The organism is Nitratireductor sp. OM-1 (genome assembly GCF_003296175.1).
Taxonomy (GTDB): domain Bacteria; phylum Pseudomonadota; class Alphaproteobacteria; order Rhizobiales; family Rhizobiaceae; genus Nitratireductor; species Nitratireductor aquimarinus.
On the sequence record NZ_CP029209.1, the window covers coordinates 210,623 to 222,725 of the forward strand.

Consider the following 12,103-nt stretch of genomic DNA (forward strand, 5'->3'; position numbering starts at 1 on the left):
GGCCTTTCACGACAAGGCCCCATAGGAGAATGAAAAAGGGGGCGGGAATATCCCGCCCCCTCTGCCTTGAAAAGCTTACTGCCAGGAGGCGACGAGCTCGTCGTAAGAGACGGTTTTGGGCGCCTCGCGCTCGTTCTCGATAGCCGGTTTTGGTGCGCCTTCTGCCGCAATCCAATCCGCAGCGTCGGTTTCTTCGTTCATAACCGGGCCAAGGTCGCCCTGGATGCCAGCGCGCTCCAGACGCTCCATCACACGCTCCATATCGGCACAGAGGCTGTCGAGCGCATCTTGAGCCGACTTCGCGCCGGACATGGCATCACCGATGTTCTGCCACCACAGCTGAGCGAGCTTCGGGTAATCCGGGACGTTGGTGCCTGTGGGCGACCAACGCACACGGTCCGGGGAGCGGTAGAACTCGACGAGACCGCCAAGTTTCGGCGCACGATCCGTAAAGCTCTCATGCTGGATGGAGGATTCTCGGGTGAACGTCAGGCCAACGTGGGATTTCTTCACGTCGACGGTCTTGGAACCCACGAATTGCGCGTAGAGCCATGCGGCTTTGGCGCGGTCTTCAGGAGTGGACTTCATCAGCGTCCAGGAGCCCACATCCTGATAGCCGACCTTCATGCCATCTTCCCAGTAAACCCCATGCGGGCTGGGTGCGAGACGCCATTTCGGCGTGCCGTCCTCGTTCATCACCGCCGGGCTGTCGACCAGAGGCGCCACGAAGGTGGTATACATGAACATTTGCTGAGCGATGTTGCCCTGTCCCGGAACCGGGCCAGCCTCAGAGAAGGTCATGCCCATGGCGGATGGCGGGGAGTATTTGTTCAGCCAATCGATGGCTTTTTCCACCGCATAGACTGCTGCCGGAGAGTTCGCCGCCCCGCCACGCGCCATACAGGCGCCGACCGGCTGGGAGTTCTCGTTCACGCGGATGCCCCATTCATCAACCGGAAGGCCATTGGGTTCGCCCTTGTCGCCCATACCCGCCATGGACATCCATGCGTCGGTGTAACGCCAGCCGAGCGAGGGGTCTTTTTTGCCGTAATCCATCGAACCGTAGACTTTGACACCGTCGATCTCGCGCCCGGTGAAGAATTCGGCGATGTCCTCATAGGCCGACCAGTTGACCGGAACACCGAGATCGTACCCGTATTTCTCTTTGAACTCGGCCATGATCGCGGGATCGTTGAACCAGTCGTAGCGGAACCAGTATAGGTTCGCGAACTGCTGGTCGGGAAGCTGATAGAGCTTGCCATCGGGCGCGGTGGTGAACTGGGTGCCAATGTAATCATCGAGATCGAGACCAGGATTGGTCACATCCGCACCTTCGTTCGCCATGAAGTCGGTCAGGTTGCGCACCTGTTGATAGCGCCAGTGCGTGCCAATCAGGTCGGAGTCGTTGACATAGGCGTCATAGATATTCTCGCCCGACTGCATCTGGGTCTGAAGCTTCTCGACGACGTCGCCTTCGCCGATTAGATCGTGCGTGATCTTGATGCCGGTGATGGCCTCGAACGCCGGCGCAAGCACCTGAGATTCATATTCATGCGTGGTGATGGTCTCGGAGACCACTTTGATCTCCATGCCCGCAAAGGGCTGAGCGGCGTCGATGAACCACTGCATTTCGGCTTCTTGATCAGCGCGAGACAGCGCGGACATATCGCCGATTTCAGCATCCAGGAAGGCCTTCGCGGCATCCATGTCGGCAGAAGCCGGCACCGACCAAAGGCCGAGGCACAGCGCCAGTGCGGTGGTTGTCTTGAGACGGTGGTTCATTGGTTTCCTCCCTAAGTGAACCTTTGGTTTTGGGTTTCGGTCAGTCGCGGGGCCTCCTCAGACCCAGCGAAATACGACGGCTGCAAAAATCAGGCAGACGACAAGCGCGAGCGCCTGGTTCGCGCTGACCAGGCCGAGCCACGCAAGATTGATGAAGGCTGAGCCAAGAAGGGTGATGAACAAACGATCCCCCCGCGTGGTCTCGATGCCCAGAACGCCAACCCGCGGCGTTTCGGGAAATTTGATCGCCAGAATGGTGAAGATCACCAAAAGCGTTGCAATGGTTCCGAAAAAGGCGGCAGTCGGCCACGTCCATGCCATCCAGTCCATGTCTAGATCCTCCTGTCAGACCCGGCCGAGCGCGAAGCCCTTGGCGATGTAGTTGCGCACGAAGTAGATAACGAGCGCGCCCGGTACGATGGTGAGCACGCCTGCGGCGGCCAGCACGCCCCAGTCGACACCTGCCGCACCCACCGTGCGGGTCATGGTGGCGGCGATGGGTTTGGCTTCCACAGAGGTCAGCGTACGTGACAGCAAGAGCTCGACCCACGAAAACATGAAGCAAAAGAATGCGGCCACACCGATCCCGCTGGCGATCAGCGGCATGAAGATTTTTACGAAGAAATGCCCAAAGCTGTAGCCGTCGATATAGGCGGTCTCGTCGATCTCTTTCGGCACACCACGCATGAAACCTTCGAGGATCCAAACGGCGAGCGGCACGTTGAAGAGACAATGCGCCAAAGCCACGGCGATATGCGTGTCAAAGAGCCCGATCGAGGAGTAGAGCTGAAAGAACGGCAGCGCGAATACTGCAGGCGGCGCCATTCGGTTGGTCAAAAGCCAGAAGAAAAGATGCTTGTCGCCCAGGAAGTTGTAGCGCGAAAACGCATAGGCGGCAGGCAAAGCCACGGCGAGCGAGATCACCGTGTTCATCACCACGTAGATCATCGAATTGACATAGCCCATATACCACGCCTCATCGGTGAGGATCGTGATGTAGTTGGCAAATGTCAGATCGCGCGGCCAAAGCGAGAAGCCCCCAAGAATTTCTGCGTTGGTCTTGAGGCTCATGCTCAACAGCCAGTAGATCGGCAACATGAGGAACAGAAGATAGAGCGTCATCACCACGGTGCCGCCCTTCACCCTCGGGAAGCTGCGGGATTTGACGGCGGCGGGGGACTGTGCGGCTGCATCCGTCATCTCAGGCGCCCTTTCTGTCGAGGTTGACCATCACGGTGTAGAAGACCCAGGAGATCGACAGGATCACGAGGAAGTACATCAGCGAAAAGGCCGCAGCTGGTCCAAGATCGAACTGGCCCAGAGCCATCTTCACGAGGTCGATGGACAAAAGCGTCGTCGCATTTCCCGGACCACCGCCCGTCACCACGAAGGGTTCGGTATAGATCATGAAACTGTCCATGAAGCGCAGCAAGATCGCGATCATCAACACGCCCGTCATCTTGGGCAGTTCGATGAACCGGAACACTTTCCAGCGGCTGGCCTGATCGATCCGTGCGGCCTGATAATAGGCGTCGGGGATGGATTTGAGACCGGCAAAGGCCAAGAGCGCTACCAGCGAGGTCCAGTGCCAGACATCCATCACGATGATGGTGATCCACGCAGAAATCGTGTCCTGGGTGTAGTTGTAATGAATGCCCAGCGCGTCGAGCGTGTAGCCCAGAAGTCCGATGTCTACGCGACCGAATATCTGCCAGATCGTGCCGACCACGTTCCAGGGGATCAGCAGAGGCAGGGACATGACCACGAGGCAGAAAGAGGACCAAAAGCCTGATTTCGGCATGTTCAGAGCCACGAGAATGCCCAGCGGAATTTCGATGGCAAGGATGATGCCTGAGAACATCAACTGACGTTGCAGCGCATTCCACATGCGCTCGTCGGAGAGCATTTCCTCGAACCACTCGAGCCCCGCCCAGAAGAACTGGTTGTTGCCGAACGTGTCCTGTACAGAATAGTTGACCACCGTCATGAGCGGGATCACGGCCGAAAAGGCAACGAGCACCAGCATCGGCAGCACAAGGAACCATGCTTTGTGATTGGTTGTTTTCTGTTGCATCACGCGGCCTCCGCGCTTTCGGGCGCCACGCGCCAATCATTCGCATAGACATTCACCCGCGATGGGTCGAAGGTGACGCGTGTCATGTCCGCGCGCACCGGATCGTCCTCGTCCGCGATGATGTTGATGTCCTGTCCAAAGAACTCGGCGCGTATGATCTTGTGACGCCCCGCATCCTCTACGCGGCGCACTCTCACAGGAAGGCCGTCCGTCTCGCTAAGCCGCGCGAACTCGGGTCGCACGCCGATCTCTACCTTGCCGTCCAGGGGCGCATAACCTGCGCCAAGCGCGATTTCGCAGCCGTTGATATAGGCTTTCGCGCCCTCGACCTTGGCCGGGATGACATTCATGCCTGGCGAGCCGATGAAATAGCCCACAAAGGTATGCGCGGGACGTTCGAACAGCTCCTCTGGCGAGCCGATCTGAACCACGCGGCCGTCATACATCACCACCACTTTGTCAGCGAAGGTCAGCGCCTCCGTCTGGTCATGGGTCACGTAAATCATGGTGTGACCGAAATCGTGATGCAGTTTCTTCAGCTGGGTGCGCAGCTCCCACTTCATATGGGGGTCGATGACGGTCAGAGGCTCATCGAACAAGAGTGCGTTCACGTCCTTGCGCACCATGCCGCGGCCCAGAGAAATCTTTTGCTTGGCGTCAGCGCCAAGGCCCCGTGCCTTTTTGCGCAGCATGTCCTCCATGCCGATCATCCGCGCGATTTCCTGTACGCGCTCTGCAACATAGGTCTCATTATGGCCCCGATTCCTGAGCGGAAAGGCCAGATTGTCATGCACGGTCATCGTGTCGTAGACCACCGGGAACTGGAAAACCTGCGCGATGTTGCGCTCTGCCGTGGGGGCGCCGGTGACGTCGATGCCATCGAACAAGATACGCCCCTGTGACGGCATCAACAGACCCGAAATGATATTGAGAAGCGTGGACTTGCCGCAGCCCGACGAGCCCAGAAGCGCATAGGCCGCGCCGTCTTCCCATTCGTAATTGAGTTCCTTGAGCGCATAGTCACGTTCCGAAGCGGCATTCGGATTGTAGGAATGCGCAAGGTTGTCGAGTGTAATCCTGGCCATGATCGCGCCTCCTCACGCCGCCGCGGCGTAGGCAGCAGGCGCAACAAGCCCGCCGTCTTCGCTGAATACATAGACATGACGGGGATCAAGCCAGACATCGAGCGCGGCGCCGATCTCAAGATCATGCACTCCGTGAATCAACCCCACCCAACGCGCGCGATCGTGGTCGAGATGGACAAAGGTTTCCGAACCGGTCAGCTCTGTCACATGCAGCTGTGTGGTGAATTTCATCGCGTTTTCGGAATGCTGCACGATTTCGAGATGGTTCGGACGGAATCCCGCCGTGTAACGCCCATCCGCCAGTTCAGCGAGCTTGCCGGTCGCAACGGCGCTTTGTCCGTCGCCGAACATCAATCGATCACCGGTCTTGGAGATCTGCAGGAAATTCATCGGTGGATCGGAGAAAACCCGCGCCGTTGTCGCATCGACAGGCTTGCGATAGACCTCGGGCGTCGGCCCGAACTGCGTGATGCGTCCCTCCCAGAGCGTCGCGGTGTTGCCTCCCAGCAAGAGCGCTTCTTCGGGTTCCGTCGTCGCATAGACGAAGATCGATCCGGACGCCGCGAAAATCTTCGGGATCTCCACCCGCAGCTCTTCGCGCAGTTTGTAGTCAAGGTTCGCCAAAGGCTCATCCAGCAGCACAAGCCCGGCGTTCTTGACCAAAGCCCGTGCCAGAGCACAGCGCTGTTGCTGCCCGCCCGAGAGTTCCAGAGGCTTGCGGTCCAGCATCGGCGTCAGCTTCATCAACTCCGCCGTTTCCCGCACCCGGCGGTCGATCTCCGCCTTGTCCACTCCCATGAGCTTTATCGGAGAGGCGATGTTTTCATAAACGCTCATCGACGGGTAGTTGATGAATTGCTGGTACACCATCGCGACCTTGCGATCCTGCACCCGCATCCCGGTCACGTCTTTGCTGTCCCAGAAAATCCGCCCTGTGCTCGGTTGATCGAGCCCTGCCATCAGACGCATCAGCGAGGTCTTGCCCGACAGGGTCGGCCCCAGCAGAACGTTCATGGTCGCCTTTTCGAGCGTCAGATCGGTCGCGGCAATATGGGTCTGCCCCTCCACGATCTTCGACACGCCCTTCAGTTCCAGCGTCATAAGGTCCTCCTCCCCGCGCTTTATTGAATTTGGCCACTGGCTTTATTCAGCTGCGGTATTCTCCCGCACGGTGGTTGTTCATCCAGTCACCCAGGCGCAGCCTGCCATAGAACCGTTTCGAAGAGAAAGAAGGGGACGCAAACGCAAGGTCGCCCTTTTCAGCAAGCGTTACGAAATGGCCGCATCCCGTTGTGTCATGCACAATCCGGCAGCCATGGATGCCGCCGCCGGTCGCAAAAAGAGCGACCGGATAAACACTCTCGTTTCCGCGCACAGACAACCTCCCGAGTTATCGTCCCAACGTAAAAACGAAACAAAGCGAAAATCAAGCGAATTATGTTCGAATATTCAAAATCAGTGACTTAGCCTGCGATTTTCTGCCGCTTTGGAAAAATGCTCACGACACAAGAACGGTAATCGCGATAATTATTCAGGATTTGACGCGTGTTTTGATGTTTTTCGGGGGAGCGCAAAAAAACGAAGAAAACCGAACATCGTGACCAACACCTTTTCGTCGCGCCCGTGTCTGAACTGGTCGAGAGGGGCGTCTGGAGCGGGTTGCGGATTGGTCGGGACGTTGGCCGCAGAGGCCATTCGTAAGTTCAAATTCGATCTGGCCGTGATCGGCTGTTCCGCGCTCGAGCGCGACGACGACCTGCTCGATTTCGACACTCAGGAAGTCTGCGTGAGTGATGAGATACTGGATCAATCCCGCAAGACGTTTCTCACTGCGGATCACACCAAGTCCTCCCTCAGGGCTATTCCAGGTCCGCGCTGAATGCCGGACTGAGCCGGGTTGAAGAAAATCCAACCCTCGCACACCTGCTGCTGGTGAACATCAAGGACGGACTGAAGATGACTTCGGTCATTCTGCCGACCGGTGTGTCGGTTGGCCTGCTCAGTGCGTATACGCCTGTCTTCGATTGGCTGGGCATGATTTTCTACCCGCTGCTTGCCGTTCTGCAGGTGCCAGAGGCGATGCTGACGGCCAAAGCCATGGCGGCAGCGCTTGCCGAGATGTTCTTTCCTACCGGCATGCTGGGCGATGCGCCGGTGCTGTCTCGCTACATCTTCGGTGTAACATCGGTCTCGGGTGTCTTGTTCTTTGCAGGTTCCATCCCCTGCATTCTGGCCACCGAGATCCCGGTGAAAGTTCCGCATCTGGTGCTCATCTGGATCATCCGCGTTCTTCTGAGCATCCCACTTGCAGTACTGGTGGCTCATCTCGGACAAATTGTCTGAACGTCAACTACAGGCGGTCGCGCAATTTGCCGACCGCCTGCACTGCTCTTCCAGAGGCAGGGCCCGCCAAACCTGTCTGATTGGTGAGCGATGGGCACAGAGATGCAACGAGAGACGTGCCGGGCGGTCTGACTATGGACAGCCACGAAGCTCTTTTTTGCTTATGACTATCCGTCTTCCAGTCGGCGTACCCCGTGTGGATCGCAAAGTCCGACGAGGACTTCGTGAAGGCGGGCGACGACTTCAGCACGCGGTGAGACGATCCGCTCAACGATCCCGATCTGCCGCGTAACCTGCGGATTGCCAAAGGCCAACTTCAGCTGCTTTAGTTCATCGGGTTTTCATCGAAACAAGACGCGTGGAAGCGTCTGAGTGATACACCATGGCAGCGCCACGTCCATGCACGCAAACCCGCCTGACGCTTCTCTGTGTCACCAGCCCTTCTCGATGTGAATTACTTCACAAGGGTGGCCTGTTTTTAGAAAAATCACACTGTCACGCAAGTTTTGGCGCGGACCCGACTAAACGAACGGGGCGGCGTACCAGAACCGGTGTTAGAGCCTTCCGTCACGAACACTGGCATCAGAAGGGCAGCGACGATGAGTTCATCGCAAAGAGCGTTCGGGCGGTTTGCCTGTACTTTTTTTACAGCTCTTTTTCTTTCAGGCGCGGCGTGGGCCCAGACTACGGTGCCGATCGGTACGGTCGAGGCCAACATCGATGGTGCGTCCTATCGCGGGGAAACGTTGCATGTGCCCTCGGAGGGGACGGCTACTGCGGAGGTGCGCGACTTTGGCCCTCTCCGCATGGTGGATATCCAGGCGCATGACCCCGACGCCGCGAGTATTATGCGCGGCGTGCTGAGTGTGGAGTTTGGTCTCATCAGCGGCGCAGATGCATCAGCCACCGACGCGTCGGTGAGTTATTTTCCCGAAGGAATGCGGAACTTCTATGTCAGCGATGAAGAGCCCGCTCATGCCTCGGTTATCCTGGAGAGCCTGCTCATCGACGGCGCGCAGGGAAATGCACGCGGCACGTTCTCTTCGCTTCTGTGCAAGCGCGAAGGCATGATGTCTGAGATCGATACCGAAGATTGCATCACTGTCGAAGGAACCTTCGATACCGTGCTTCATCTCGCGGACTGAGCTGCATCAGGAGACACAAGCGAAACGATGCAATCGGTTCGGTGTGGTCGCTGTGACGTGACTGGTGCAACTCCATTTCGAGATCACAGAGAGCCGCGCGCCCAGCTTCGAATGGGAAACTCAAGGAACACTCGTTGGCTCGGGGAGGGCGCCCTTCAGCGTCTTCTGCCGGCAACGAGCCAGCAAAAGCAAAATCGGGGAACCAATATGAAAGCGCTAATGGCTGTTTCGGCTCTGGGCATCTCGCTTCTGGCCACCACAACACTGCAAGCCGGCGATGTGATGGTCGTCTATGATGCCTCGGGTTCCATGTGGGGCCAGATCGACGGCGTGCCCAAGATCGAGATCGCCCGGGAGGCGATGAGCGATTTGCTGGCGACCTGGCCAGCTTCCACGAATCTGGGGCTTGTCGCCTATGGCCATCGTGAGAAGGGCCTCTGCTCTGACATCGAAACGGCGATGCCTGTGGGCCCGGTGGATCGCGATGCTTTCCAGCAGGTCGTCAACGGGATCATGCCCTTGGGACGCACGCCTCTTTCGGCAGCGGTGCAGCACGCTGCCGAGGAACTCTCGTGGCGTGACACGCCAGCGACCGTGGTTCTGATTTCTGATGGGGTCGAAAACTGTGACGCAGATCCGTGCGCGTTGTCGGAGCAGCTTGCCAGGCAGGGCGTGGCGTTCACCACCCATGTCATCGGCTTCGATCTGGCCACTGACGAGCACCAACACCTCGCCTGCATCGCCAAGAACACGGGAGGAATGTTCCTGCCTGCTCAAGATGCCGCCCAACTCGCCGCCGCCGTCAAGCAGGTTGGAGAAACCATAGCGAAACCGGCCCCTGAACCGGAACCGCTCCCCGAACCGGAAGCCGAATTGCCGGCAATGTCGATCAGCGCGCCCGAAACGGCGATGGCGGGCAGCAGCTTCGCCGTGTCCTGGTCTGACCCTGTTCATCCGCGCGACTGGGTGACCATTGTTCCCGTGGGCGCTGATGAGGGCACCTATACGGCTTTCCATCGCGTCGGTTCGGACGGTGGGCGTGACATTGTAGCGCCGGCCGAACCGGGTCTCTACGAGGTGCGCTATGTGCTGAACGATGGGGATGTCACGCTTGCCCGTGCGCCGATCGAAGTCATGGCGGCTGAGGCGTCGATAAGCGCGCCGGAAACGGCGATGGCGGGCAGCAGCTTTGGCGTCACCTGGTCCGACCCTGTTCATCCGCGCGACTGGGTGACCATTGTTCCCGTGGTTGCCGATGAGGGAACCTACACGGCTTTCCATCGCGTTGGCTCGGACGATGGGCGTGACCTTGTAGCGCCGGCCGAACCAGGTCTCTACGAGGTGCGCTACGTGCTCAATGAAGGCGGTGTCACGCTTGCCCGCGCGCCGATCGAAGTCATGGCGGCTGAGGCGTCGATAAGCGCGCCGGAAACGGCGATGGCGGGCAGCAGCTTTGGCGTCACCTGGTCCGACCCTGTTCATCCGCGCGACTGGGTGACCATTGTTCCCGTGGGTGCCGATGAGGGCACCTACACGGCTTTCCATCGCGTTGGCTCGGACGATGGGCGTGACCTTGTAGCGCCGGCCGATCCGGGTCTCTACGAGATTCGCTACGTTCTCAATGAAGGCGGTGTCACGCTTGCCCGCGCGCCGATAGAAGTCATGGGGGCTGAGGCGTCGATAAGCGCGCCGGAAACGGCGATGGCGGGCAGCAGCTTTGGCGTCACCTGGTCCGACCCCGTTCATCCGCGCGACTGGGTGACCATTGTTCCGGTGGGGGCCGATGAGGGGACCTACACGGCTTTCCATCGGGTGGGCTCGGACGATGGGCGTGACCTTGTAGCGCCGGCCGAACCAGGTCTCTACGAGGTTCGCTACGTTCTCAATGAAGGCGGTGTCACGCTGGCTCGCGCTCCGATAGAAATCACCGGTGCCGAGGCATCCATCACGGGGCCGGAAAGGGTTCGCGCCGGGAACACTCTGCGGTTCTCCTGGTCTGTTCCTGTCCATCCACGTGACTGGGTGACCATTGTTCCGGTGGGTGCCGATGAGGGAGCCTATACGATTTTCCACCGCGTGGGCGCAGATACGCAGCGCGACATAGCTGCTCCCGATGAGCCGGGCCTCTATGAATTGCGCTATGTGCTCAATGAAGGTGGGGTCACGCTCGGTCGGCATGTCGTTGAGGTGGTTGAAGCCACGGCCAGCCTCGATGAAGGCGCGGGCCTGTCGGCCCCTCGGGCTGCCGCACCGGGCGAAACCGTGACTGTTACATGGACCGGAGGTTCGGACGGCGCGGATCAGCGTATTGCGCTGGCTCGGGAAGATCAGGCGCTGTTTGCGTGGATCTCCGCACAACCGATCGATCCGGAGGGGGCATTGACCTTCGTCATGCCCGAGCAGCCTGGTCGCTACGAGTTCCGTTATCTTGACATCTCTGGCCAGGCGGTGCTCGGTCGCGCCATCATTGATGTGGAGTAAGCGAAGCAATGCAGCAAGCTGACCTATCTTCGAGCAGTTCCGGAGGCACGATGAAAACCACAATCGCAATTGCCCTTTTCTCGGCGGCAATGATGACGGGCCTTGTTCCGCGTGCCGTACATGCGGATCCACATGCGCAGTTCGTAAACGAGAGCGGCTACGCTGCAGTTGACCCGGACCGGTTGTGGGACGAAATCAACGGGGCTCTTTCCCCTGCCAATCCGCGATCTGCCTTTTTGCCCGCCGCTGATATTGGTCCGATACCCCTGTCTGTTTTTGCTCTTGAGATATCTGAACAAGCGCTGGAAAGAGTGCGCTATCGGCTTCGTTACGCGACGAACTGGATTGAGGCGGAGCCGGGCGGCGCACCTCTTCCCATCAGCTATATCGAAGTGGTTCGCTTCAATCTCGGACCAGCCATTCACCAAAACCTCGTTGATACGCTGGGTCGTGAAAACGTGGCGAATGCCAGTGAATTCGGTGTTGGCCCACATGCGGGGTGGCGGTTGATTACCAGGCCGGTGATGGGCAACAGGGCCATGATTTTGGCCGCTGGACGCATGGAAATGGACGAGAAGGTCGCACAGGGCGAAGAGTGCTTTGGTGCCCTCTGCCTCGACCTTGGTTCGCCGATCGAGACGGCAGCCGCGTGGGGAGAAATGGAGCCTGTCAGCGCCGTTTCCGAAAACCCATGGCCGGTTTCCTCGGACAATGTCGTGACTTCGGTGGTGGCCACCGATCTGCTGCTGGGCGAGGTCGACAGTATTGAGTCAGACATGGCTCCTTCCGACCCGCAGATTCCCGCGTGGGCGATTGAAGCCGTCATTGATGTGAACCTTGGGCAGGACGAAGGAATGGATGCCGCCTATCGCTGGGGTGGACTGCTCGATGACTCGGTTGCAGCGATCTGGAAAAGGCTGGCGTCGTTTTCGGGGATCGACGGGCAACCGGCAGTGTTTGGGGCCAGCGCTTACGAATGTGCGCGCGGGCCGGAATTTGCTGCACCGGGCGAGTTTTGCCCCTGAGCTTACGCAATGCGGCGCGGGGGCCTCTCCCTTGGGGCAATCATGGGACGGGAAGCCGCCGGCGATGGTCTATTGGCAGAGAAATGACATCGACCAACCCGGTCAGGACGCCACCGTGTCCGCTATATTGCCGTGCCGTTCAGTGTGTTTGAGTGCGACTGTTCTCGT

General features: G+C 58.9%; 10 protein-coding genes and 1 pseudogene. 5 read left to right on the forward strand and 6 right to left on the reverse strand.

Features of this window, described 5'->3' with window-relative positions:
* Positions 1-75 precede the first annotated feature (75 nt).
* The 6 genes from DEJ54_RS20070 to DEJ54_RS20095 are packed head-to-tail and all read right to left on the reverse strand — an operon-like array spanning position 76 to position 6,042.
* The gene (locus DEJ54_RS20070) at positions 76-1,782 is read right to left on the reverse strand and encodes an ABC transporter substrate-binding protein (protein WP_113156544.1); all 1,707 of its coding nucleotides are present in this window, start codon (positions 1,780-1,782) and stop codon (positions 76-78) included.
* A gap of 57 nt (positions 1,783-1,839) precedes the next feature.
* Positions 1,840-2,112 carry a DUF2160 domain-containing protein gene (locus DEJ54_RS20075; protein WP_113156545.1) on the reverse strand — a complete coding sequence of 91 codons (273 nt, stop codon included), beginning with the start codon at positions 2,110-2,112 and terminating at the stop codon, positions 1,840-1,842.
* A gap of 15 nt (positions 2,113-2,127) precedes the next feature.
* A complete protein-coding gene (locus DEJ54_RS20080) occupies positions 2,128-2,982 on the reverse strand; it encodes a carbohydrate ABC transporter permease (protein ID WP_113156546.1) in 855 nt (284 codons plus the stop codon).
* Between the two features lies 1 nt (position 2,983).
* On the reverse strand, positions 2,984-3,856 hold the full coding sequence (locus tag DEJ54_RS20085) for a carbohydrate ABC transporter permease (RefSeq protein WP_113156547.1): 873 nt from the start codon (positions 3,854-3,856) through the stop codon (positions 2,984-2,986).
* Positions 3,856-4,941 (reverse strand): ABC transporter ATP-binding protein, encoded by a 1,086-nt coding sequence (locus DEJ54_RS20090; protein ID WP_113156548.1) that lies wholly within the window; start codon positions 4,939-4,941, stop codon positions 3,856-3,858. Before DEJ54_RS20090 ends, DEJ54_RS20085 begins: the two co-directional genes overlap by 1 nt.
* A 12-nt stretch (positions 4,942-4,953) precedes the next feature.
* Positions 4,954-6,042: an ABC transporter ATP-binding protein gene (locus DEJ54_RS20095; protein WP_113156549.1), complete on the reverse strand. Its 1,089-nt coding sequence runs from the start codon at positions 6,040-6,042 to the stop codon at positions 4,954-4,956.
* Positions 6,043-6,604: 562 nt separating this feature from the next.
* On the opposite strand from DEJ54_RS20095, the pseudogene DEJ54_RS23580 reads away from it, so the two are divergent.
* From DEJ54_RS23580 to DEJ54_RS20125, 5 genes and pseudogenes are all read left to right on the forward strand, one after another.
* A pseudogene (locus DEJ54_RS23580) lies at positions 6,605-6,787 on the forward strand (DeoR family transcriptional regulator); the annotation flags it as partial.
* An 86-nt stretch (positions 6,788-6,873) separates the two neighbouring features.
* On the forward strand, positions 6,874-7,284 hold the full coding sequence (locus DEJ54_RS20110) for a hypothetical protein (protein ID WP_245447844.1): 411 nt from the start codon (positions 6,874-6,876) through the stop codon (positions 7,282-7,284).
* A gap of 599 nt (positions 7,285-7,883) precedes the next feature.
* Positions 7,884-8,429 carry a hypothetical protein gene (locus tag DEJ54_RS20115; protein WP_162742407.1) on the forward strand — a complete coding sequence of 182 codons (546 nt, stop codon included), beginning with the start codon at positions 7,884-7,886 and terminating at the stop codon, positions 8,427-8,429.
* 207 nt (positions 8,430-8,636) lie between these two features.
* The gene (locus DEJ54_RS20120; RefSeq protein WP_162742408.1) at positions 8,637-10,910 is read left to right on the forward strand and encodes a VWA domain-containing protein; all 2,274 of its coding nucleotides are present in this window, start codon (positions 8,637-8,639) and stop codon (positions 10,908-10,910) included.
* A 50-nt stretch (positions 10,911-10,960) separates the two neighbouring features.
* The gene (locus tag DEJ54_RS20125; protein ID WP_113156555.1) at positions 10,961-11,935 is read left to right on the forward strand and encodes a hypothetical protein; all 975 of its coding nucleotides are present in this window, start codon (positions 10,961-10,963) and stop codon (positions 11,933-11,935) included.
* Positions 11,936-12,103: the final 168 nt, after the last annotated feature.